Genomic DNA, 23,818 nt, shown 5'->3' with positions numbered 1-23,818 from the left:
GGGTGAACGCTGCGGTACTTTGCAGTTGTCGCAAGATTGTGCCGGTCGCCGCCCGCGCAGGAAACATTTCCCCCGTGGATCCCGGCGCTGGGCCGGGATCCTCGGGGATCGTTACCGGACCTGACGCAACATGCCCGGCACGGTGAATGCCAAGGCTTGCCCGGCATACCGGAAAGAATTGATGAAGGGCCGCGCAAACAGGGGCTTACGCCGCGTCGCTCCGCGCGATCCGCACCAGCACCGTACCCTCACTCACTTGCCCGCCGCTTGCCGCCGAAAGATCGGCGACGGTGCCGTCGAACGGCGCGGTCAGGCTGTGCTCCATTTTCATCGCTTCGAGCGTGACGAGCTTCTGCCCCTTGGTCACGACATCCCCCGCCGCGACATCGACCGCGATGATCCGCCCCGGCATCGGCGACAGGATCGCCCCATCCGCCGCCGCCCCCGACGCCGTACCGTAAGGCCGCCACAACCGGTACGACCGCGCCTCGCCCAGCGCGAACAGCGTAATCTCGTCCTCGGCCAGATCGTCGTCGGGGGTAACGTCGTCGATCGCATGAACCGTGCCCGTCTGGTCGACGATCCGGACGGTCCGACGCGCTGCACCGTTCAGCCGGAACCCGCTCCCCGCCGTCCACGGCGCGCCCTCGTCCGCGCTCACCAGCGCGGCGGCGACGGCGTGCAACGCGGCCGGCTCGGTTTCCGGCGGCTGGGTCAGTTCATCCCCGCGCCGAGCGATCAACCCGGTGTCGACAGCGCCCGACCGGAAATCGGGGTCGCTGCACAACCGCCCGAGGAACCCAGCGTTGGTCTGGACCGGCCACACCTCGACATCGGTCGTTGCGTCCCACAGCCGGTCGATCGCGGCGACGCGCGTGGCTGCGTGGACGATCAGCTTGGCGATCATCGGATCGTAGAAGGGCGACACCGCCCCCCCCTGCTCGACTCCCGTCTCGACCCGCGCCTCCTCGGGGAGCACGAGATGATCGAGCGGCCCGGTCGACGGCAGGAAGCCGGTCGACGGATTCTCGGCATAGAGCCGTGCTTCCATTGCCCAGCCATTGATGCTCAACTCGTTCTGCTGCCGCGGCAACGGCTCGCCGCTGGCGACGAGAAGCTGCCATTCGACCAGATCGACCCCGGTGATTTCCTCGGTGACGGGATGCTCGACCTGCAACCGCGTGTTCATTTCCATGAACCAGATGCGGTCGGCGCGCAGCCCTTCGCTCGCGTCCGCGATGAACTCGATCGTGCCAGCGCCGACATAATCGACCGCCTTCGCCGCCCGCACCGCCGCCGCGCAGATCGCGTCACGCGTCGCCGGCGTCATGCCCGGGGCCGGCGCTTCCTCGATCACCTTCTGGTGGCGGCGCTGGAGCGAACAGTCCCGCTCGAACAGATGGACGACATTGCCGTGGGTATCGCCGAACACCTGCACCTCGAGATGCCGCGGCGACAGGATGTACTTCTCGATCAGCACGCGCGCATCGCCGAATGACGACGCCGCCTCGCGCTGGCACGACAGCAGCCCGTCCGCGAACTCGGCTGCGCTTTCGACCCGCCGCATCCCCTTGCCGCCGCCGCCAGCGACCGCCTTGATCAGCACCGGATAGCCGATCGCATCCGCTTCGGCACGGAGCCGCTCGGGCGACTGATCCTCGCCGAGGTAGCCGGGCGTCACCGGGACACCCGCTTCGATCATCCGTGCCTTGGCCGCATCCTTCAGCCCCATCGCACGGATGCTGTCGGGGTTGGGGCCCACCCAGATCAGCCCCGCGTCGATCACGCTTTGCGCGAAGTCGGCATTCTCCGAGAGGAAGCCGTAGCCCGGATGGATCGCCTCCGCGCCGGTCTGGCGTGCCGCCGCGATGATCTTGTCGCCGACCAGATAGCTTTCGCGCGCCGGGCTCGGCCCGATGTGGACCGCCTCGTCCGCCTCACGAACGTGCAATGCGCCCGCATCGGCGTCGGAATACACCGCGATGGTCCGCACGCCCATGTGGCGCGCGGTGCGAATGATACGGCAGGCGATCTCGCCGCGATTGGCGATGAGGAGCGATTGGATCACGTCAGTTCTCGCAACCCGTCGTCCGCGACGACCAGGTGATGTTCTGCACCAGCCAGCGCCCGTTCTCGCGGACCAGATCGAAATGATCGTAGCCGCAATGGTGGAGGGCGCCGTTGATGCTGAAGGTATAGGGTGCCCACACCATGGCGATGTCGCCGTCGATCTCGATCGCGGGGGACGCGATTTTCTCCTCATACCGCTCTGCGCCGGGGGCGAAGCGCGCGAGCAGTTCGGCGCGGGTCAAGTGCTTGACGGTGCGGGTGCCGTCGGCGTTTTCGGTCGCGGCGGTGGCGGTCGCATCGGGGCGCATCGCCTCGCCGATTCGCGCAGCATCGCGCGCACCGATCCCCGCGAGCAGCGCGGTGACGGGTGCGAGGACTTGCCCTTCCTCGGTCGCGGGGGGCGGGAGGCCGGTGCCCTTGGGCATTGGCTGCACCGGCGTCACTTGCGACGACATTTGCGCGGCGAGAAGGGCGAGGATCATCGACATTGCAGGCACTCCGGCAAATTCCTCCCCGAGCTTGTCTCGGGGAGGGGGACCATGCGAAGCATGGTGGAGGGGTTGGCGCAACGCTTGGGGGAGCGAGCAGCATGATCAGGGGCACCGCCGAAGCGTTTCGCCGGTCGCGCGCGTCGCGGCGCGAGATGACCTTGCCCGAGGTCTTGCTGTGGCAGCAACTGCGCAAACGCGGCATGGGACACAAATGGCGACGGCAACATCCCGCAGGCGTCTATTCGCTCGATTTCTATTGCCATGCCGCGCGGCTTTGCATCGAGGTTGACGGCGAAGCGCACGATCGCGGCGACCGGCCGCAACGCGATGCCAGACGCGACGCCTGGCTCGAAGCACAGGGGATCGTCACGCTGCGTATCCCGGCGACAGACGTCCTGCGCGATCTCGATGCAGTCCTTCGTGGTATCGTCGCACACACCGCGGAGCGCGCACCCCTCCACCCCCCGGCTACGCCAGGCGGTCCCCCTCCCCGAGACAAGCTCGGGGAGGAATGATTCTTTCCCAAATCCTCCCCGAGCCCTGCTCGGGGAGGGGGACCGTGAGCATTCAGCGAACGGTGGAGGGGTGGATGCCGGGTGCGATGTCCGCAGGCGCGCAAACCCCTCCACCACCAGTCTAAAGAAGACTGGCGGTCCCCCTCCCCCGGTGGGGGAGGATTGAAGAGCGTGCACCCCCATCACATCTCGAACACCCCGAACGCCCGCCGCTTGGCTGCGCGGGGCAGTGCCACTCCCCGAAACGAGCTCGGGAAGGAATGACTCTCTCTCAAATCCTCCCCGAGCCCCGCTCGGGGAGGGGGACCGTGAGCATTCAGCGAACGGTGGAGGGGTGGTTGCCGGGTGCGCCGTCCGCAGGCGCGCAAACCCCTCCGCCACCGGCCTGAAGAAGACTGGCGGTCCCCCTCCCCCGTTGGGGGAGGATTGAAGAGGGGACACCACCCCCCTCACATCCGGAACACGCCAAACGCCGGCCGCTCCGGGATCGGCGCGTTCAGCGTTGCCGCGAACGCCAGCCCGAGCACGTCGCGAGTCTGCGCCGGATCGATGATCCCGTCGTCCCACAACCGCGCGGTCGCATACCAGGGATTGCCCTCATCCTCATATTTCTGCCGGATCGGCGCCTTGAACGCCTCGGCTTCCTCCGCCGACCAGCCCTCCGCATCGCGGTGCACCGTCGCCAGCACCGACGCCGCCTGTTCGCCCCCCATCACCGAGATCCGGCTGTTGGGCCAGCTGAACAGGAAGCGCGGCGAATAGGCCCGCCCGCACATCCCGTAATTCCCCGCGCCGAAGCTCCCCCCGATCAGCACAGTGATCTTGGGCACCGTAGCCGTTGCCACCGCCGTCACCAGCTTGGCGCCATGCTTGGCGATCCCCTCCGCCTCATAACGCCCGCCGACCATGAACCCCGAGATGTTCTGCAGGAACAGCAACGGGATTTTCCGCTGGCACGCCAACTCGATGAAGTGCGCGCCCTTTTGCGCGCTCTCCGAAAACAGCACGCCGTTGTTCGCCAGGATCGCCACCGGGATCCCCCAGATATGCGCAAACCCGCACACCAGCGACGTCCCGTACAACGCCTTGAACTCGTGGAACTCAGACCCATCGACCAGCCGCGCGATGATCTCGTGCACGTCATACGGCGCGCGCACGTCGGCGGGCACGATCCCATACAATTCCTCGCCCGCGAACTTCGGCAACCGCGGCTCGGCGTAATTGACGTCACCGTCTGTCTGCGGCGGCAACATCGAGACGATGTCGCGCACGATCGTCAGCGCATGGTCGTCATCCTCCGCAACATGATCGACCACGCCAGACTTCCGCCCATGCGTATCCGCGCCGCCCAGTTCCTCGGCCGAAATCACCTCGCCCGTCGCGGCCTTCACCAGCGGCGGCCCGGCAAGGAAGATCGTCCCCTGCCCCCGCACGATGATCGTCTCGTCCGACATCGCGGGTACATACGCCCCACCCGCGGTACAGCTCCCCATCACGCAGGCGATCTGGGGAATGCCCTTCGCCGACATGTTCGCCTGGTTGAAGAAGATCCGCCCGAAATGATCGCGATCCGGGAACACCTCCGCCTGATGCGGCAGGTTCGCGCCGCCGCTGTCGACCAGATAGATGCACGGCAAATGGTTCGCCTCGGCGATCTCCTGCGCGCGCAGATGTTTCTTCACGGTCAGCGGATAATAGGTCCCGCCCTTCACGGTCGCGTCGTTGCACAGGATCATGCACTGCCGCCCCGAGACGCGTCCGATCCCCGCGATCACGCCGGCCCCCGGCACCTCGTCGTCATACAGGCCGTTCGCCGCCAATTGGCCGATCTCGAGGAACGGCGACCCCGGATCGAGCAACCGCTCCACCCGGTCGCGCGGTAGCAGTTTGCCACGCGCGGTATGGCGCTCGCGGCTCTTCGCGTTACCCCCCAGCGCGGCGGTCGCGACGTCTTCCTCAAGCCGCTCAACAAGCGCACGATTGTGCGCGGCATTGGCGTGGAACGTGTCGCTGTCGACGCTGATCTTCGAGTCTAGGACGGGGGCGCTCAAGGGCGGTTTCCTGCTTGCAGTATCCGTTGCATTTGAAACTGCCTAGCGACCCAGCGCGGCGAAGGAAAGCCGATTGGCAGAACCGCAGCGCGGGTATATCGCGGCATCAAAGCGATAGTTGCAGAGGATACTTGTCCATGAAACGCCTGACCGTATTTTCCATCGCGCTGCTCGCGACCTCGGCGGTCGGTACCGGGCTGGCGGCGCAGGCGATCGGCTCCCAGTCGGGCGTCGACAAGGCGCTGATCGACCAGAGCGTCAAGCCGGGCGACAATTTTGACGACTACGCAAATGGCACATGGCGCAAGACCGCCGAGATCGAACCCGCACGTTCCTCCACCGGGGTCGGGATCGAAGTCTCGAAGGTCGCCGAGATGCGCAACGCGGCGATCATCCAGGACGCCGGCAAGGCGAACGCCGCCCCGGGGAGCAGCCAGCGGCTGATCGCGGATTATTACGCCGCCTATAACGACACCGCCGCGATCGAGGCGCGCGGGGTGGCACCCCTCAAGACGCTGATCGCGCCGTATTACGCGCTGCGCGACAAGGCGGCGCTCGCGAAGGTGATGGGGGCGCAGATGCGCGCCGATACCGACCCGTTCAACGTCAACAATTATGCCAGCACGACCAACCTGTTCGGCCTGTTCGTGTCGCAGGATCTCAACCAGCCAAAGCGCAACGTCCCCTATCTGATGCAAGGCGGCCTCGGGATGGCCGACCGGGATTTCTATTTGTCGCCGTCACCGCAGATGGGGGAACTGCGCGAAGGCTATAAGGCGTATCTCGCGCAGATCTTCAGCCTCGCCGGGCTGAGCGACCCCGCCGCCCGCGCCGCGCGCGTGTTCGCGCTGGAAATGAAGATCGCCGCCGCGCAGACCGACATCGAAGCGAGCCAGGACGCGAGCAAGGGCGACAACCCGTGGACCCGCGCCGACTTCGCGCGCAAGGCCCCCGGCCTTGACTGGGCGAGCTACTGGAGCGCGGCGGGGATCCCCGCGGGGCAGCAGGACTTCATTGCGTGGCAGCCCGACGCGATCACCAAACTCTCCGCGCTCGTCGCCAGCGAACCGCTCGACGCGTGGCAGGACTGGCTGACCGCGCACCGCATCTCGGCGGTCGCGTCGGTCTTGCCCAAGGCGTTCGACGACGCGCGCTTCGCCTTCTACGGCAAGCAACTGACCGGCACCACTGCGCAGCAGACCCGCGACAAGCGCAGCATCGCGGCGGTCAACGCAGCGCTCGGCGACGAGGTCGGTCGGCTCTACGCAGCGCGCTATTTCTCCGCGCAGTCGAAGGCCGAGATCCAGACGATGGTCAAGAACATCGTCGGCGCATTCGACCAGCGGATCAGCAAGCTCGACTGGATGGCCCCCGCGACCAAGGCGGAGGCGCGGCGCAAACTGTCGGTGCTGTACGTCGGCGTGGGCTATCCCGATCACTGGCGCGCCTTCCCCAAGTTCGCGGTCGGTGCGAAGGACCCGATCGGAAATTTCGAGCGCGCCGATCTCGCGATCTACCGCTATCAGGTCGGCAAGCTCGGCAAGGCCCCCGACCGCACCGAATGGTGGATGACCCCGCAGACTGTCAACGCGGTCAACCTCCCGCTGCAGAACGCGCTCAACTTCCCTGCGGCGATCCTGCAGGCGCCCTATTTCGACGCGAAATATGATGCAGCGGCGAACTACGGCGCGATCGGCGCGGTGATCGGTCACGAAATCAGCCACAGCTTCGACAATCTCGGCGCGGATTTCGATTCGACCGGCAAGTATCGCAACTGGTGGACGCCCGCCGATCTCAAGCGCTTCGAACAGGCTGGCGCGGCACTGGTCGCGCAATATGACGGGTATGAGGCGCTCCCGGGCCTCAAGCTCAAGGGCCGCCAGGAACTCGGCGAGAATATTGCAGATACCGCTGGCCTAACAGCAGCTTACGAGGCGTATCGCGCATCGTATGGCGGCAAGGAACCGCCGGTCATCGACGGCATGACCGGCGACCAGCGCTTCTTCCTCGCGTTCGCGCAGAGCTGGCGCACCAAGATGCGCGACAAGGCGCTCCGCGCGCGGATCGCGACCGATGTGCATGCGCCAGCGATGTTCCGCGTGCTGACGGTGCGCAATCTCGATGCGTGGTATCCGGCCTACAAGGTGCAGCCCGGCGACAAATTGTACCTTGCACCCGCCGACCGGGTCCACGTCTGGTAAGACGCGGCCCTTTTTCAGCCCTTCCCCGGCGAAGGCCGGGGCCCAGTCGAGGGCGGCCAATGGCGACGGCTGCCCTACCTAATATCGGACATCACGACTGGGCCCCGGCCTTCGCCGGGGAAGCGCTAGGGTTGCCGGGGAAGCGCAATAGGTACAGAAAACCCGTTACTGGGCGTTCGGCGCGTCGTGCCCGATCAATTCCCGCCCGATCAGCATGCGGCGGATCTCGTTCGTCCCAGCCCCGATGTCGAGCAGCTTGGCATCGCGGTAGAACCGCTCGACCGGCCAGTCCTTGGTATAGCCAGCCCCCCCAAGCGCCTGCACCGCCTCGTTCGCCACGCGCACCGCATTCTCGCTCGCGAGCAAAATCGCCCCCGCCGCATCGAACCGCGTCGTCTTCCCCGCATCGCACGAGCGCGCGACCGAATAGACATACGCCCGCGCCGAATTGAGCGCGACGTACATGTCCGCGATCTTCCCCTGCATCAGCTGGAACGCGCCGATCGGCTTGCCGAACTGCCGCCGCTCGCGAACGTACGGCACCACCACGTCGAGGCACGCCTGCATGATCCCGAGCTGGATCCCCGCAAGCACGGTCCGCTCGTAATCGAGCCCCGACATCAGCACGCCGACGCCGCCATTGACCGGCCCCATGATATTCTCTTCGGGCACCTCGCAATCGGTAAAGACGAGCTCGGCGGTCGGCGAGCCGCGCATCCCCATCTTGTCGATCTTCTGCCCGATCGCGAACCCCGGCATGTCCTTCTCGATCAGGAAGGTCGTGATCCCGCGCGATCCCTCGCCGGTCTTGGCATAGACGACGAGCGTATCGGCATAAGCCGCGTTGGTGATCCAGAATTTCGTGCCGTTGAGGACGTAGCCCCCCTGCACCTTCTCCGCCTTGAGCTTCATGCCAACGACGTCCGACCCTGCGCCCGCCTCGGACATCGCCAGACTGCCGACATGCTCGCCCGAAATCAGCTTGGGGAGATACTTCGCCTTCTGTTCAGGCGACGCCCAGCGCGCGATCTGGTTGACGCACAAATTCGAATGCGCGCCATAGCTAAGGCCAACCGAGGCTGACGCCCGCGACACTTCCTCGCACGCAATGACATGGTCGAGATAGCCAAGCCCAAGCCCGCCATCTTCCTCGGCCACGGTAATCCCGTGCAACCCCAGTTCGCCCATCTCCGGCCAGAGCGCTTGCGGGAACCAGTCCTCGGCATCGACCTTCGCCGCCAGCGGCGCGATCCGGTCGGTTGCAAAACGCTGCGTCGTATCGCGAATCATGTCCGCGGTCTCGCCCAGCGCAAAGTCCATTTCGGCGATCATATCCTACTCCTTTTCCGCTTCGCCTAGCGCCCGGTCGGGCATCGGGCAATGGCGTGCGGCGCCGCGATGCGATACGCCTGCCAGCCATGAGTGAAGATCGATTCGAACGCCATCGCCAGCCCTGGACGACGGATGAAATCCAGAAGCTGCACACGCTTGCCAAGAAGGGCATGGCGCTGAAGGCGATTTCCAAGGCGCTCAAGCGCAGCGAGGAATCGACCAAGGATCGGGCGAAAGTAGACGGGCTTACGATCGCCAAGTTGCGCTAGCGTTGCTGTACGGTGATAGGTCCGTACCGAGACAGTTGATCGGCCGCCGGAACAAGCCTTATGTGGCGACGTTTGTTGACGGTTGCGCAGGGTATTCTCCTGTGGCGCATTCCCCTGCGGAGCAGCGGCTCGAATGAAATTGCGGTCTTTTCCCGTGGGCGTGGTCGGCGCGCTTGGCATGGTGGCGCTGGCCATCGGCGGATGTGCACAAAAGACCGAAACGAAGGGTGGCCGCGGCGGACCAAAGGGCCCGCCCGAAGTCGGCTATATCGAGATCCAGACATCCAGCGTTCCATCGGTGACCGAACTCGCCGCGCGAACCTCCGCCTATCAGATGGCGGAAGTCCGCCCGCAGGTGACCGGGCTGATCACCAAGCGGCTGTTCACCGAAGGGACGATCGTCAAGAAGGGCCAGGCGCTCTACCAGATCGACCCGCGCCTGTACCGGGCATCCGCCAACCAGGCCGCGGCGAACCTCGCCAGCGCCGCCGCCAACGCGACCGCGACCAAGGCAAAGGCGGACCGCTACAAGCCGCTCGCTGACATGCAGGCGGTCGCCGCACAGGATTACACCGACGCGCAGGGTCTAGCACGGCAGGCCGCCGCCTCGGTCCAGCAGACCCGCGCCGCGCTTGAGACCGCGCAAATCAACCTCAAGTTCACCACCGTACCCGCGCCGATCACCGGCAAGATCGGTCGATCGCTCTACACCGAGGGCGCGCTCGTCACCTCCAGCCAGACCGATCCGCTGACCGTCATCCAGCGGCTCGACCCGATCTTCGTCGATATCCAGCAGGCAAGCGCAGACCTGTTGCGCCTGCGCCGCGCACTGGCCGGCGGAGGCTCGTCCGCGGCGGGCCGCGCGGACGTGCGCCTGACCCTCGAGGACGGCAGCGACTACGGCCAGGTCGGCGACGTGCAATTCTCCGAAGCGATGGTCGACGCGACCACCGGCACGGTTACGCTCCGCGCGCGCTTCCCCAATCCGCAGGGCTTGCTGTTGCCCGGCATGTTCGTTCGCGCCCGCTTCGCGCAGGCGATCGACAACAATGCGTTCCTCGTCCCGCAGCAATCGGTGTCGCGTGATGCCAAGGGCAATGCGACCGTCTTCCTCGTCGGCCCCGGCAACAAGGCGATCCAGCGCAACATCACCGCCACGCGTACCGTCGGCACCAACTGGGTCGTGACCAGCGGGCTAAAGCCTGGCGACAAGATTATCACGCAAGGCGTCGGCAAGGTGAAACCCGATCAACAGGTTCGTCCGGTCCCCGCCAACGCGCCGCAACAGATCCGCAAACCGGGCAAAGACACCGCCGCCGACCAGAAAAAGAACTGACGCGACATGCTCTCGCGCATCTTCATCGACCGGCCGATCTTCGCCTGGGTCATCGCGATCATCATCATGCTGGGCGGGATCGGGGCGATCTACACGCTCCCGGTCGAACAGTTCCCCGACATCGCGCCGCCGCAGGTCAACATCCGCGCCACCTACCCGGGCGCAAATGCGCAGACGCTGGAGAATTCGGTCGCGCAGGTGATCGAGCAACAGCTGACCGGGATCGACGGGCTACTGTATTTCACGACCAGCTCGTCGTCGCGCGGGCAGGTGACGATCGCGGCGACCTTCTCCAAGGGCACCGACCCCGACATCGCGCAGGTGCAGGTCCAGAACAAAGTCCAGCAGGCGATCTCGCGCCTGCCACAACAGGTCCAGCAACAGGGCCTGACCGTGACCAAGTCCAACCCGGACTTCCTGCTGATCGCCGCGATCTACGATACGACCGACAAGACGACCAACCAGGACGTGTCGGACTATCTCGTCTCCAACCTTCAGGACACGATCGGCCGCATCAAGGGCGTCGGCGACATCAACGTGTTCGGCGCGCAATATGCGATGCGAATCTGGCTCGATCCCAACCGGCTCGCCAGTTTCAGCCTGATTCCCGCCGACGTGACCACCGCGATCCAGGCGCAGAACGCCGAAGTCGCGGCGGGCGAGATCGGTGGCGTCCCCAACACCCCCGAACAGGTCCTCAACGCCACCGTCACGTCGCAGTCGCGCCTGTCGACCCCTGAACAGTTCCGCAATATCGTCCTCAAGACGCAGACCGACGGATCCACCGTCCGGCTTTCGGATGTCGGGCGGATCGAGCTTGGCGCGGAAAGCTACGCCGTCACCAGCCGCGTCAACGGCCATCCCGGCGCGGGCATCGCGGTCAGTCTGGCACCCGGCGCGGACGCGCTGGGCACCGCCGAACTGGTCAAGGCCGAGATCGAACGCTCGTCCAAGGCGTTTCCGAATGGTTACGCCTACAGCTTCCCGCAGGATTCGACCGCGTTCATCAAGCTGTCGGTCGAGGAAGTCGAAAAGACGCTGTTCGAGGCGATCATCCTCGTCGTCATCGTCATGTTCGTCTTCCTGCAAAACTGGCGCGCGACGTTGATCCCGACGATCGCGGTCCCCGTCGTTTTGCTCGGCACCTTCGGCGTGTTCGCTTTGGCGGGCTTCTCGATCAACACGCTGACATTGTTCGGGCTGGTGCTCGCGATCGGCCTGCTGGTCGACGATGCGATCGTCGTGGTCGAGAACGTCGAGCGTCTGCTCGAGGAAAACCCCGAGATGTCGCCGCGCGACGCGACGATCCAATCGATGAACGAGATCACCGTCGCGCTGATTGCGATCGCGCTCGTGCTGTCGGCGGTGTTCCTGCCGATGGCGTTCTTCGGTGGGTCGACCGGCGTCATCTACCGCCAGTTCTCGATCACGATCGTCTCGGCGATGGTGCTGTCGGTCGTGGTGGCGCTGATCCTGACCCCCGCACTCACCGCGACGCTGCTCAAGCGGAAAAGCGAGCACACGTCCGACAGCTGGTTCGGGCGCAAGTCGCAGCGCGCCAAGGACTGGTTCAACAACGGGTTCGACCGCACCGTCGATCGCTACGGCCATATGGTCGAGAAGGTGATCAACCGGAAATGGCTGTTCCTGTTGATCTACGCTGGCACGATGGCGGTCCTCGTGCTGCTGTTCGTCCGGTTGCCGACCGGCTTCCTGCCGACCGAGGACCAGGGGATCGCGCAGATCCAGTACAACCTCGCCCCCGGTGCGACGCTCAACCAGACGCGCGTCGCGCAGTTGCAGATCGAAAAGTATTTCAAGGAGCAGGAAGGCGCCAACGTCGAGGGCTATCTGACCGTCGCGGGCGGCGGTGGCGGTAGCGGCGGGTCGAACGCCGGCCGCGGGTTCATCGCGCTCAAGGACTGGGCGGATCGCAAGGGCGTCGAGAATGGTGCCGACGCCATCACCTCACGGGCTACCAAGGCGCTGAGCGGGCTGCGCGACGTCGAATTCTACGCGACCGTCCCGTCGGCGGTGCGCGGTCTTGGCCAGTCCAACGGCTTCACGATGGAGTTGCAGAATTCGGGCGGCCTGACCCGCGAACAGTTCAAGGCGGCACGCGATGGCCTGCTCGCCGCGGCGCGTGGGGATGCGACGCTGGCGGCGATCCGGCCGACCGACCTCGAGGATCAGCCGACACTCAAGGTGGAACTGGACTCGCAGAAGCTCAGCACGCTCGGCCTGACCCAGGCGAACGTGAACTCGACCCTGTCGACCGCATGGGGCGGTTCCTACGTTAACGACTTCAACGATCGTGGCCGCGTCAAGCGCGTCTATGTGCAGGGCGATGCGCAGTATCGGTCGTCGCCCGACGATCTGTCGAAGTGGTTCGTCCGCGGCACCACCGGTACGATGGCTCCCTTCTCCGCCTTCTCGACCATCTCGTGGAGCAAGGCTCCGCCGTCGCTTGCGCGCTTCTCGGGCATTTCGTCCTACGAAATCTCGGGCCAGGCCGCCCCCGGGCAAAGCTCCGGCCAGGCAATGGACCGGATGACCGAGCTTGCGGCCAAATACCCGGGGACCAGCGTCGCCTGGGCCGGCCTGTCCTATCAGGAGCGGCTGTCGTCGGGTCAGGCACCCTACCTGTACGCGATCTCGCTGCTGGTCGTGTTCCTGTGCCTTGCCGCCCTGTATGAAAGCTGGTCGATCCCGGTCGCGGTGCTGTTGATCATTCCGCTCGGTCTGATCGGTGCGGTGTTCGCGGTAACGCTGCGCGGGCTGCAGAATGACGTGTATCTGCAGATCGGGCTGCTCACGACGATGGGTCTTGCCGCCAAGAACGCGATCCTGATGATCGAATTCGCCGAACAGTCGGAGAAATCGGGCAAGCGCGTGATCGAGGCGGCGCTCGAAGCCGCGCGGATCCGACTGCGCCCGATTCTGATGACCAGCTTCGCGTTCATCTTCGGCGTGCTTCCGCTCGCGATCTCGACCGGCGCGGGTGCCAACAGCCGCATCGCGATCGGTACTGCGGTGATCGGCGGGATGCTGACCGCGACGATCCTCGCGATCTTCTACATTCCGTTGTTCTTCGTCCTGATCCGACGCGGCACGCGCGACGTGCTCAAGCACTTCCACCACGACAAGCCCGACGAGACGACTGCGGAGCCATACGGTCCGCCCGCCCCCAATGCGTCGAACCGCCCGGAGGCAACCGCATGATCCGCAAAATCCTGTTGGGCGTATCGCTTGCCGCGGTCTCCGCTTGCTCGATGGCACCGAAGTACGTGCAGCCCGAACTGCCGGTCCCGCCAAGCTGGCCGACCGGCGACGCCTATCTCCGCCAGAGCGAAGCGACGCTGCCCAGCGTCACCTACCGCGACATCTTCCGCGACCCGCGGTTGCAGTCGATCATTGCGCAGGCGCTGGCCAACAATCGCGATCTGCGCGTCGCGGCGGCGAACATCGAATCCGCCCGCGCGCAATATCGCATCCAGCGCGCCGAACTCTTCCCCGAAATCGGCACCACCGCGAACTTTCAGCGGCGTGACAATGGGTCGGGCGGCGTCATTACCAATACCGGGACGGGTACCGGAACGGGAACGGGCACCGGCACCGGCACCGGCACCGGCACGATCGATCCGACGACGGGCGGGACGGGAACCGGGACCGGCAACACCGGCACCAACCTCACCACGGGCAGCGGCGCGCGCAGCAGCTTCTCGGTCAACGTCGGCATCACCGCGTTCGAGGTCGATCTGTTCGGCCGGATCCGGTCGCTCACCACCGCAGCGCAGAACCGCTACTTCGCGACCGAAGCGACCGCACGCGCGACCCGGCTGACGCTGGTCGGCGACATCGCCACCGCCTGGCTGACCTACGCGTCGGACCAGAGCCTGCTACGGATCGCGCAGGAGACCGCCGCCAGTGCACAGCGCAGCGTCAGCCTCACCAAGATGCGGCTCGACGGCGGGATCGCGCCACGCACCGATCTGGCGCAGGCGCTGATCGTGCTCCAGACCGCGCAGTCGGATCTTGCGACACAGACGACGCTGGTCGCGCAGGACGTCAACGCACTCCAACTGCTCGTCGGCGCGCCGGTCGATCCCGCGCTCCTCCCCAAGTCGATCGAGGAAGTCGCCCCCACCATCGCCGAGCTGCCCGCCGGGCTCAACTCGACGATCCTGTTGCGCCGCCCCGACGTGCTCGAAGCGGAATATGAACTGCGCGCGACCAATGCCGAGATCGGGGCGGCGCGTGCCGCCTTGTTCCCGCGCATCTCGCTGACCGCGCTCGCCGGCCTTGCCAGCACGTCACTGTCGAGCCTGTTTACCGGGGGCGCGTTCAACTATTCGGTGTCGCCGAGCGCAAACTATTCGATCTTCCAGGCCGGTGCCGCGCGTGCCGGCGTGGCGCAGACGCGCGCGCAGCGTGACGCGGCCCTCGCGACCTATGAGAAGGCGATCCAGACCGCGTTCAGCGAAGTCGCCGACGGTCTTGCCCGGCGCGGCACGATCGACCGGCAACTGGCCGCGCAAGTCGCGCTTTCGGCGGCAGCAACCGACAATTACCGGCTGTCGGATGCGCGCTATCGTGGCGGAATCGACACGTTCCTGCAGAGTCTCGATGCACAACGGTCGCTATATTCGGCACAACGGACGCTGGTGACGACCCGGCTGACCGGCGCGACCAATCTCGTCACCCTGTACCGCGTACTGGGTGGCGACTCGCTGCTCGACCCGACCGCAAACGGGTCGCGTCCCGTTGCAGAACAGGCGACCAGCGGTGTCACGCCAACGATAAGGTGACTTTACAGGCTGCTGCTGTAAGGATTGCGCCGGGGCGATAGTGACCGGGCGGTACTGGCCACTCGGTGGATCGGCTGGGATACGACCGATATGAGCCACCGCATCCGCCGTTTTACTGCCGCCGACCAACCCGCGATGATCGCCTTTGCCGAGCAATTACCGGAACATGACCTGCTGTTCCTCGGGCGGGATCTCAAACATCCGCGCGTCGTTGCCGCCTGGGTCGAGGCGATGACTCAAGGCTATATCGATGGCCTCGTCGCAGAAGAGGAGGGCACACTGGTCGGCACCGCCGCGCTGGTCTGCGACCCGCTTGGATGGAGCGCACACGTTGGTGAAGTCCGCCTGCTCGTCACCCCGACACGGCGTGGCGCTGGCGTTGGTCGCGACCTGCTCGAGGGGATCTATGTCATCGCGCGCGATCGCGGCCTGACCAAGCTGATCGCCAACATGACGCCGGACCAGATCGGGTCGGTCATGCTGTTCGAAAGCCTCGGGTTTCGGGCGGAAGCCTTGCTACGTGATCATGTCCGTGACCGAGAAGGCGTCTTCCACGACCTCGCTGTGCTCAGCGCAGATATCACGCGTGACAGTAGCCCACTCGAAAACGACTGATCGGACCTGCAGGGTACCAGGGTAACGGACGGACCCGTCCACCCTGGATCCCGATGTCCGCTTCCTCAGCCCTTGTTGCCGCGCACCATGCCCACGGTGTCGCGCCCGAACTGCATGATCAACTCGCCGATCTCGCGGGCCTGGGTCATGTTGCGGGTGCTTTGGTCGCGGATGAAGTCGCCCTGGATCTTCATCACCTCGGACAGATCCTTCGCCGCCGCCGCCGCACGCATCGCATTGAACGCTTCGCGGGTGTTGGTTTCGGCCTGGTCCAGCATCTTGAGGCTGACGGTCGATCCGTTCTCAGCCATCTTGCCGCCAGCGTCGCGGAGTGCTTCGCCGGCCTTCTTGGCGGGATCGACGACCTTCTCGTTGAAAGCGTCTCGCATATTGTCGCTCATGCCTTGGGTCCTCTCCTTGGATACCGCTGTCCGAACGGCCGGTGCCGACGAAAACCGTCGGTATGATGAAAAGGCGCCGTCGGTATGCCCGACAGATCGCCCTTAACCCTAACGCGCGAAACGGTTTTTCGTCGCGTTACAACAGTTGCGCGGCATAGCTGGCCGGTGCCGGAGGCAGAACGTTTCGGGCAATCGTCCCGCTCGCGGTGATCACCATCAGCGCGACGCCACCCGCCAGCCATTCGCGCCGCGTCGGCGTCTGGTCCGCCACCAGCAGGACGACCGCAAGCGCCGTCGCGACCATCGACCACAAATGATAGCGCAAGTCGGACGCGATGCTCAGCACGAGGAAGCTCGCTTCGAGCAACACCGCCGACACCAGCAGCGCCAAAGCCAGGTCCCGCGCCGCCCCCGCGCGCCGTCGCATCGCCACCACCAGACTGACGACCGCGACCGACAGGAACGCGATCGGCCAGCCGAGCGGCGTGTCGACGGTGATCTGCTCCAACTGCCGCCATTGCCGCGCAAGCGGCGCGGGGCTTTCCAGCCCCAGTGCGTTCGCTTCGCTGGTGACCGGCGGAAGCGCACCCGGCCCCCCTGCCCCGACAAGCCACCGCTCGGTCGAGTTCCAATGTGCCAGCCGGTGCGCGAGATACGCCCCCGGCGCGCGAACGATCGCCGCCGCCAGCATCCGGTACAATGTCCCGGTCGGATAGGCGTGCAACGGCTCGACCTCCGCGGCGCAGCGCGAAGGCTCACCGAGCGGGTCCCAGAAATAGGGTTTGACGCAATGCCGTGCCGCAATCGTGCGGACCGCCGCTGCGGACAATCCGGTCGGGACCCCGGGTGCGCGCACCGCGATCGCCGACAGATCGTAGATCGCCTCGGTTTGTTCGACCCCGCTGCTGCTCGCACCGAGCAGACCATGATTGATCCACGGCGAAACCGCGAGCACCGCGCCCACGCCAACCAGAGCGACGACACCCCGCGCCCACCAGTTGCGGGGCCCGACCAGCATCACGATCAGCGCAACCGTCGCAAACACCGCATTCGCGCGCACCAGCGTTGCGTACCCCAGCAACATCGCGACGAGCAGCCACGCCCAACCGGGAACGCGCAATGCGCGCAATCGCCACCAGCCGACCACGCCGACCGCCGCGAGCATGGCGCCGAGCATCTGCGCGTCCTTGAGCACAGTTCCCTGCCAGCCAAGGAACAGCGGCATAGCGCCGATCCCGAGCACCGCGACGCCGCACCCCGTCTTGCCGGTCCGCGCCAGCGCAGATGCGAGCAGCCCCAGACCGCCCCAGTACAGCGCCATCTGCAGGACGAGCATCGGCGCGGCGGCCCCGCCGAACGCCCCGTGAATAACCCGCCACAACCGCGCCATGATCGGGGGATGCCAGTCGTCGAACTGCCCCGACACGACCTGGCGATATTGCGCGACGGTATCGTAGAGTGCGACGCCCGGCCAAAACAGGCCAAGCGCCGCCACGCACAGCACCAGCGCCGCCCCGGCCAGGAACGCGGGGCGGTACCGGTCGGCGATCATATCAAAAGTGGATCGCCCGACCGTAGGCACCGAGCACGCTCTCGTGCATCATTTCGCTGAGCGTCGGATGCGCGAACACCGTCTCCATCAGTTCGGCCTCGGTCGTCTCGAGCTGACGTGCGACGACATAGCCCTGGATCAGCTCGGTCACTTCCGCGCCGACCATGTGCGCCCCCAGCAGCTCGCCGGTCTTGGCGTCGAACACCGTCTTGACGAAACCCTCGGCCTCGCCGAGCGCGATCGCCTTGCCGTTGCCGATGAACGGGAATTTTCCGACCTTCAGCTCGTATCCGGCCTCCTTGGCCTTCGCCTCGGTGAAGCCGACGCTGGCAACCTGTGGGCGCGAATAGGTGCAGCCCGGGATATTCCACTTCTCGAACGGATGCGGCTTCAACCCCGCGATCGCCTCCACGCAGACGATGCCCTCATGGCTCGCCTTGTGCGCGAGCCACGGTGCGCCCGTCACGTCGCCGATCGCGTAGATCCCCTCGACATTGGTGCGTGCATAGCCATCGACCTTGATATGCCCGCGCTCGGTCTCGATCCCTAGCGTCTCGATCCCGATGTTCTCGGTGTTCGGCACGATCCCGATCGCGACGATGACGTGGCTATACTCTTCCGAGGTAACCGTCCCGTCCTTGCCCTTGATCTTGGCGGTGACGCCCTTGGCCAAGGTCTCGATGCCCTCGAGCCCGGTCCCGACCAGCAGCTTGATCCCCTGCTTGGTCAATGCCTTGTCCATGAACGCGGAGACTTCCTCGTCCTCGACCGGCAGGATCCGCGGCAGCATCTCGACGATCGTAACGTCCGCGCCCATGTCGTTGTAGAAGCTCGCGAATTCCACACCAATCGCGCCCGATCCGATGACCAGCAGCTTGGTCGGCATTGCGGGCGGGACCATCGCGTGACGATAGGTCCAGATCCGCTCGCCATCCGCCTTGGCGAACGGCAGGTCGCGCGCGCGCGCACCAGTCGCGACGATGATGTGCTTGGCTTCGAGCTCGGTCGTCTTGTCGCCTTGCTTGACCGTCAGCTTGCCCTTCCCCGTCAGCGCGCCGACGCCCTCGAACACCTGGATCTTGTTCTTCTTCATCAGGCCTTTGACGCCCGCGTTGAGCTGGCCCGCGACCTTGCGGCTGCGCTCGACCACCTTGTTCAGGTCGAAGCTGACGTTGTCCGCGCTGAGGCCGTAGCTCTCGGCGTTCTGCATGTAGTGATAGATTTCGGACGTGCGCAGCAGCGCCTTGGTCGGGATGCAGCCCCAGTTGAGGCAAATGCCGCCCAAGCGCTCGCGCTCGATGATCGCGGTCTTGAGGCCAAGCTGCGCCGCGCGGATCGCGGCGACATAGCCGCCGGGGCCGGAGCCGAGGATGACGAGATCGAACGTATCAGCCAAGGGAGGATCCTTCTTCTTGCAAGGGTTGCGGACGATCGTCCGCGCCCATCGAAACCAGGGTAAAACGCCCGCTCGCGGCGCGCTCGGTATGTTCGCCGTGCCGGTCGCGCCGCCACACGGCAACCGCGACCGTCATCGAGGTGCGCCCGGTGGCGGTTATCTCGGCGTGGAAACTGACTTCGTCACCGATCGCGACGGGGGCGGTGAAGCTGAACCCGTCCGCTGCGACGACCGGCGCGCGCCCGCCGCAACGGCGTGACGCGACCGACCCGGCGGCCAGCGCCATCTGCCCCATCAGCCAGCCCACGAAGATCTTGCCATACGGGTTGGCATCGCACGCCATCGCGGTCGCGCGGATCGCAGGGGCAGAGCTGGGGGGAGCCTCAGCCATGCCGCGACGGGTCCCGCGCCGCCCGATCCCGGGCAACCGCCAGACGGATCGGACGGATTCCCATCAGCACCAGCACGATCATCGAGACATAAGCGACCGCCCAGATCGAATCACGGGCCGGAGGGACCGACCAGGTCGCGAGCGATGCGAACACCACCGCGCCGATCAGCCCCGCCACGACCCACAGCGCCTCGATCAGGGTGCGCCACATCATCTCAGGCCAGCATCCCCAGCGGCGACTCGACCAGCGCCTTGAACGCCTGCATCAACTGCGCGCCATCCGCACCGTCGATCGCGCGGTGATCGAAGCTGCCCGTCGCCGACATCACGGTGGCGACGCCGAGCTGGTCGTCGACGATATACGGACGCTTCTCGCCCGCGCCGATCGCCATGATCATGCCCTGCGGCGGGTTGATGACCGCCTCGAACTGCTTGATCCCGTACATACCCATGTTGCTGAGCGACGCCGTACCGCCCTGATATTCCTCGGGCTTCAGCTTGTTGTCGCGGGCCCGCGCGGCCAGGTCCTTCATCTGGGTCGAGATCGCGGCGACGCCCTTGGTGTCGGCGTGCGAGACGATCGGCGTGATGAGACCCGACGGCGTCGACACTGCAACCGAGATATCCGCACGCTCGAAGCTGATCAGCTGGTCGGGCGTGAACATGACGTTGCACTTGGGCACCTGCATCAGGCTGGCGGCGAGCGCCTTGATCAGCAGGTCGTTGACCGACAGCTTCACGCGGCGGCTCTCGAGGCCCTTGTTCATGTCGCCGCGCAGCTTGAGCAGCGCGTCGAGCCGGATATCGACCGTCAGGTAGATATGCGGAACGGTCTGCTTCGACTCGGTCAGGCGCCGCGCGATCGTCTTGCGCACGTTGCTGAGCTTCTCGGCGGTGTGCGGAATGTCCGGGATCGCGGCGGGCTTGGCAGCGGGCGCAGGCGCAGCACTCGGCGCAGGTGCAGCGGCAGCTTCGCTCGACGCGGGCGCGGCGGCCTTGGTCGCACCGGCCTTGGCATTGTCCAGATCCGCACGAACGATCCGACCGTTCGGGCCGGAACCCTGCAACGCCGCGAGGTCGATGCTCTTCTCGGCGGCGATACGGCGCGCGAGCGGGCTCGCCTTGACGCGCTCGCCATCCTGGCGCGGTGCTAGGGTCGGCGCAGGCGCGGCCGACTTCGGTGCAGCACCGCCCTCGGGGTTGCCGTGATCCTCGGCCTGCTCGGTCGTGCGCTCGATGGGCTTGGCTTCGCTGCCGGTCTTGTTGGGATCTTCCGCCGACGGCTTGGGCTCGGATTCCTTCGCCGCAGGCTCGGGCGTGGTGTCGCCCGCGCTCTCGCCGTCTTCGAGCAGCGTCGCGATGACCGTGCCGACCTTCACATTATCGGTGCCCTCGGCAACCAGGATCTTCCCGATCGTGCCTTCGTCGACCGCTTCGAATTCCATCGTCGCCTTGTCGGTCTCGATTTCGGCCATCAGGTCACCCGATTTGACGACATCGCCCTCCTTGACCAGCCACTTGGCCAGCGTACCCTCCTCCATCGTCGGGGAAAGCGCAGGCATTTTGATCTCGACCGGCATCGACACGTCCTTGTTTTGACCGAATCCTATGGTCGCAGTCCTTCGCGCCCGATCACCGCCCGGTCAAGACCGACGCTTGCGTCATGCGGCAGTTAGCCCCACTTATCGGCAGGGGAGAGCCGGCGAAAATGCGCATTTATCTGGTGGTGATCGACGAAACACCTGAAAGCAGCATCGCGCTGCGCTTCGCCGCCCGGCGCGCGGTCAAGACCGGGGGCGGGGTGGAAATCCTGGCGTTGGTGCCCCCTACCGAATTCACGCCGTTCGGCGGCGTCCAGGCGACGATCGAGGACGAAGCGCGCGATCACGCCGAGGCATTGGTGACCGGCGCGGCGGGCACGCTGATCCAGGAATCGGGCCTCCGCCCCTCGATTACCGTCCGTCAGGGCGAAGGGCCGAAGGTGATCCGCGAAATGATCGCGGCCAACCCGGACATTGCGGCCCTCGTGCTGGCGACCGCAGCCTCGGGCGCGCCGGGGCCGCTGGTCGCGCATTTTGCGGGGCAGGATGCGGGCGGACTGCCGATCCCACTGATGATCGTGCCGGGCTCGCTGGACCGCGAAGCGATCGATCGACTGAGCTAATCGGGCCGCCGCATAGCCCGTTTTGCGCGCTCGCTCGGCATTCACTTTCGAAGGCAGGAACCCAAAGCCAAGCAACAACTTCTTACAGTCCGCTTGGCTCCTGGCACCCTGTCTTCGCAGAGGTTTCGCTATACCGCCGAGGCCGTCAGAACGTCTCCGGCATCATCGGTCCGCCCCGCGCCTGCGCTCGCAGGAAGCCCGGCTGCGCCTCAAGCCGATCGAGATAGGCAATGAGCGTCGGATATTCGTCGAGCAGCTTCGCCATCCGCGCCATCGCCAGAAAATAGCTCATCTGGATATCCGCCAGCATCGGGCGCTCCCCCATCAGGAACGGCTTGTCGCCCAAACCGTCCGCGATGTAGCCGAGCGTGGTTTGCACCATTGGCAACGTACGGTCGACGGTGGCCTGATCGCCCCCGCGCTTGGCCAGCAGCACCGTCACCACGGGACCTGCCGCGGTGCTCTCGACGAAATCGAGCCACTCCTCGTGCAGCGCGTGTTCCGTCGTCCGGGCTTCCGGGGAAAAGCGGTTCTGGCCATAGCGACCGTCGATATGGCGCAGGATCGTCGCCGATTCCGCGAGCATCAGGTCGTCGTCCATGATGACCGGCGACTTGCCGAGCGGATGGACCGCCTTGAGCTCGGGCGGTGCCCGGAATTCCGCCGTGCGCTCGTACCGGATGAGATCGACCGGAAGCCCCAGCTCCTCGATCAACCATAGAATGCGCTGCGAACGGGAATAGGCGAGATGGTGGAGAGTCAGCATTGGTAAATTCCTTCAAGAAGGGGAAAATCAGGCGCCGGGTGGCACGCCCTGATCGCGCGGCGACACCGGCGCGTGGACCTCGTGACAGATCGCGCGGAGCCCAGGCTTGAGCCCTTCCTCCAGCGTCGGGTGATAGAAAGGCAATTCCAGCAAGCTCGTCGCGGTCTCCCCGCGCATGATCGCCAGCGCGAGCAGATGCGCGATGTGATCCATTCCCGGACCGATCATCGCGGCCCCCGTCAGCTTCCCGTCGGGCTTGCTCGCAAAGATTCGCACCATGCCCTCGGCCTGCGCCATGACGCGAGCACGCCCCTGATCGTCATAGGGCGCACAGCCGATCACGCTGTCCTCGTCGGCTGGCGCACCCAGTGCCGCGACCGGCGGGTCAGTAAAGGTGATCGTAAACGGCAGATCGCGCTCGACCGGCACGACATTCGGGAAGCGCGCGGCGTTGCGACCGGCGATGGTTCCCTCGTTCGACGCCTCGTGGAGCACCGGCCGATCCGCATCCGCGTCTCCGGCGATGAACACCGGCGCATCGCCGCACTGGAGCGTGGTCTTGTCGAAGCACGGCACCCCGTGATCATCAAGCGACAGCCCCGTCTGATCGAGTCCCAGCCCGTTGAGCGTCGGCGCACGCCCGGTCGACACTAGCACTCGGTCGAACCGCTCGCGACCGCCATCCCAGCTGAGCACGACGCCTCCCTCTGCCGCCTCAGGCGACGCCTCGACGCCAAGATGCACCGTCATGCTCGTCCGCAGGATCCGCAGCAGTTCGTCGTGCACCACCGGGTCCTTGACCCCGCCGATGCGCTCCCCGCTCTCGAACACCGCCACGGTAACGCCGAGGCTCGCAAAGGCCTGCGCAAGCTCGAGCCCGAGTGCGCCGCCGCCGACCACGCCCAGCGATCCGGGCAGTGTCTCGCGTTCGAAGATCGTCTCATTGGTATCGATCAGATCCCCCAAGGCGCGAAACGGCTCGGGCACGATCGGCCGCGATCCCGTCGCGATCACCACCGCACGCGCGGACACGGTTCGCCCGTCGTCCAGGGTCAGCGTGGAAACGCCGCTGAACCGCGCCCGGCTTTGCACCGCGACACCCTCGGGCAGATCATCAAAGCCCGTCTTGGTCGCCGCAACAAAGTGATCCCGCTCGCGCCGCACCCGCGCCATCACGCGCGCGCCGTCGATCTCCGGGGTTGCGTCAATCCCGAACACCGACGCACGCCGGACCGATTTCGCCGCAATTCCGGCCGTCACCAGCAGCTTGGATGGCATGCACCCGACGGTCGCGCAGGTCGTCCCGACAAAGCCTTCGTCGATCAGCAGCGTCCGCGCGCCCTCTGCGCGCGCAACGCGCTCCGCGGCCAACCCCGCGGTCCCCGCGCCGATCACGGCGACGTCGCACGTCAGGTCGGCTGTTTCGGTGTCTGCCATCGGATGTCCTTGAAAAGCCATTG

General features: G+C 65.9%; 20 protein-coding genes. 8 read left to right on the top strand and 12 right to left on the bottom strand.

Annotated elements, in window-relative coordinates:
• Positions 1–205 precede the first annotated feature (205 nt).
• Both ABIC17_RS07215 and ABIC17_RS07210 read right to left on the bottom strand, forming a co-directional pair.
• Positions 206–2,068, bottom strand: coding sequence for an acetyl/propionyl/methylcrotonyl-CoA carboxylase subunit alpha (locus ABIC17_RS07215; RefSeq protein ID WP_354280433.1), 1,863 nt, complete (start codon positions 2,066–2,068; stop codon positions 206–208).
• A 1-nt stretch (position 2,069) separates the two neighbouring features.
• Positions 2,070–2,558 carry a nuclear transport factor 2 family protein gene (locus ABIC17_RS07210; RefSeq protein ID WP_354280431.1) on the bottom strand — a complete coding sequence of 163 codons (489 nt, stop codon included), beginning with the start codon at positions 2,556–2,558 and terminating at the stop codon, positions 2,070–2,072.
• Between the two features lie 101 nt (positions 2,559–2,659).
• Here ABIC17_RS07210 and ABIC17_RS07205 point away from each other — a divergent pair, with 101 nt between their 5' ends.
• Complete coding sequence (locus ABIC17_RS07205; RefSeq protein WP_354280429.1) at positions 2,660–3,076, top strand: endonuclease domain-containing protein; 417 nt, start codon at positions 2,660–2,662, stop codon at positions 3,074–3,076.
• Between the two features lie 449 nt (positions 3,077–3,525).
• Here the strand turns inward: ABIC17_RS07205 and ABIC17_RS07200 are convergent, their stop codons facing one another.
• Positions 3,526–5,127: a carboxyl transferase domain-containing protein gene (locus ABIC17_RS07200; RefSeq protein ID WP_354280427.1), complete on the bottom strand. Its 1,602-nt coding sequence runs from the start codon at positions 5,125–5,127 to the stop codon at positions 3,526–3,528.
• A gap of 137 nt (positions 5,128–5,264) precedes the next feature.
• On the opposite strand from ABIC17_RS07200, the gene ABIC17_RS07195 reads away from it, so the two are divergent.
• Positions 5,265–7,328 carry a M13 family metallopeptidase gene (locus ABIC17_RS07195; RefSeq protein WP_354280425.1) on the top strand — a complete coding sequence of 688 codons (2,064 nt, stop codon included), beginning with the start codon at positions 5,265–5,267 and terminating at the stop codon, positions 7,326–7,328.
• Positions 7,329–7,493: 165 nt separating this feature from the next.
• Here the strand turns inward: ABIC17_RS07195 and ABIC17_RS07190 are convergent, their stop codons facing one another.
• Complete coding sequence (locus ABIC17_RS07190) at positions 7,494–8,660, bottom strand: isovaleryl-CoA dehydrogenase (RefSeq protein ID WP_354280423.1); 1,167 nt, start codon at positions 8,658–8,660, stop codon at positions 7,494–7,496.
• Between the two features lie 86 nt (positions 8,661–8,746).
• Here ABIC17_RS07190 and ABIC17_RS07185 point away from each other — a divergent pair, with 86 nt between their 5' ends.
• The 5 genes from ABIC17_RS07185 (at position 8,747) to ABIC17_RS07165 (ending at position 15,688) form a co-directional block, all read left to right on the top strand.
• On the top strand, positions 8,747–8,929 hold the full coding sequence (locus ABIC17_RS07185) for a hypothetical protein (RefSeq protein ID WP_354280421.1): 183 nt from the start codon (positions 8,747–8,749) through the stop codon (positions 8,927–8,929).
• A gap of 133 nt (positions 8,930–9,062) precedes the next feature.
• Positions 9,063–10,265 carry an efflux RND transporter periplasmic adaptor subunit gene (locus ABIC17_RS07180; RefSeq protein WP_354280419.1) on the top strand — a complete coding sequence of 401 codons (1,203 nt, stop codon included), beginning with the start codon at positions 9,063–9,065 and terminating at the stop codon, positions 10,263–10,265.
• Between the two features lie 6 nt (positions 10,266–10,271).
• Entirely contained in the window at positions 10,272–13,487 is a 3,216-nt protein-coding gene (locus ABIC17_RS07175; RefSeq protein WP_354280417.1) for an efflux RND transporter permease subunit, read from the top strand.
• The gene (locus tag ABIC17_RS07170) at positions 13,484–15,073 is read left to right on the top strand and encodes an efflux transporter outer membrane subunit (RefSeq protein WP_354280415.1); all 1,590 of its coding nucleotides are present in this window, start codon (positions 13,484–13,486) and stop codon (positions 15,071–15,073) included. The genes ABIC17_RS07175 and ABIC17_RS07170 overlap by 4 nt, the downstream gene beginning before the upstream one ends.
• A 90-nt stretch (positions 15,074–15,163) precedes the next feature.
• Positions 15,164–15,688: a GNAT family N-acetyltransferase gene (locus tag ABIC17_RS07165; protein ID WP_354280414.1), complete on the top strand. Its 525-nt coding sequence runs from the start codon at positions 15,164–15,166 to the stop codon at positions 15,686–15,688.
• 65 nt (positions 15,689–15,753) lie between these two features.
• Here the strand turns inward: ABIC17_RS07165 and ABIC17_RS07160 are convergent, their stop codons facing one another.
• The 6 genes from ABIC17_RS07160 to ABIC17_RS07135 all read right to left on the bottom strand — a co-directional run bounded on the left by ABIC17_RS07160 (position 15,754) and on the right by ABIC17_RS07135 (position 21,008).
• Entirely contained in the window at positions 15,754–16,089 is a 336-nt protein-coding gene (locus tag ABIC17_RS07160; RefSeq protein ID WP_354280412.1) for a phasin family protein, read from the bottom strand.
• Positions 16,090–16,225: 136 nt separating this feature from the next.
• On the bottom strand, positions 16,226–17,641 hold the full coding sequence (locus tag ABIC17_RS07155) for a hypothetical protein (RefSeq protein WP_354280411.1): 1,416 nt from the start codon (positions 17,639–17,641) through the stop codon (positions 16,226–16,228).
• Between the two features lies 1 nt (position 17,642).
• Entirely contained in the window at positions 17,643–19,037 is a 1,395-nt protein-coding gene (gene lpdA, locus ABIC17_RS07150) for a dihydrolipoyl dehydrogenase (protein WP_354280409.1), read from the bottom strand.
• Positions 19,030–19,428: an acyl-CoA thioesterase gene (locus ABIC17_RS07145; RefSeq protein WP_354280408.1), complete on the bottom strand. Its 399-nt coding sequence runs from the start codon at positions 19,426–19,428 to the stop codon at positions 19,030–19,032. The genes lpdA and ABIC17_RS07145 overlap by 8 nt, the downstream gene beginning before the upstream one ends.
• Entirely contained in the window at positions 19,421–19,642 is a 222-nt protein-coding gene (locus ABIC17_RS07140) for a hypothetical protein (protein ID WP_354280406.1), read from the bottom strand. The genes ABIC17_RS07145 and ABIC17_RS07140 overlap by 8 nt, the downstream gene beginning before the upstream one ends.
• Before the next feature lies 1 nt (position 19,643).
• Positions 19,644–21,008 (bottom strand): pyruvate dehydrogenase complex dihydrolipoamide acetyltransferase, encoded by a 1,365-nt coding sequence (locus ABIC17_RS07135; RefSeq protein WP_354280404.1) that lies wholly within the window; start codon positions 21,006–21,008, stop codon positions 19,644–19,646.
• A 128-nt stretch (positions 21,009–21,136) separates the two neighbouring features.
• Between ABIC17_RS07135 and ABIC17_RS07130 the strand changes: the two genes are divergently transcribed.
• A complete protein-coding gene (locus ABIC17_RS07130; protein ID WP_010163162.1) occupies positions 21,137–21,592 on the top strand; it encodes a universal stress protein in 456 nt (151 codons plus the stop codon).
• A 145-nt stretch (positions 21,593–21,737) separates the two neighbouring features.
• On the opposite strand, the gene ABIC17_RS07125 is transcribed toward ABIC17_RS07130, so the two are convergent.
• Both ABIC17_RS07125 and ABIC17_RS07120 read right to left on the bottom strand, forming a co-directional pair.
• The gene (locus ABIC17_RS07125) at positions 21,738–22,358 is read right to left on the bottom strand and encodes a glutathione S-transferase family protein (protein ID WP_354280402.1); all 621 of its coding nucleotides are present in this window, start codon (positions 22,356–22,358) and stop codon (positions 21,738–21,740) included.
• 27 nt (positions 22,359–22,385) lie between these two features.
• The gene (locus tag ABIC17_RS07120) at positions 22,386–23,795 is read right to left on the bottom strand and encodes a dihydrolipoyl dehydrogenase (protein WP_354280400.1); all 1,410 of its coding nucleotides are present in this window, start codon (positions 23,793–23,795) and stop codon (positions 22,386–22,388) included.
• Positions 23,796–23,818: the final 23 nt, after the last annotated feature.

The organism is Sphingomonas sp. PvP056, assembly GCF_040549155.1.
GTDB lineage: Bacteria > Pseudomonadota > Alphaproteobacteria > Sphingomonadales > Sphingomonadaceae > Sphingomonas.
Note: the sequence above shows the minus strand (reverse complement) of the source record. Positions and strands in the feature narration are given on the sequence as shown.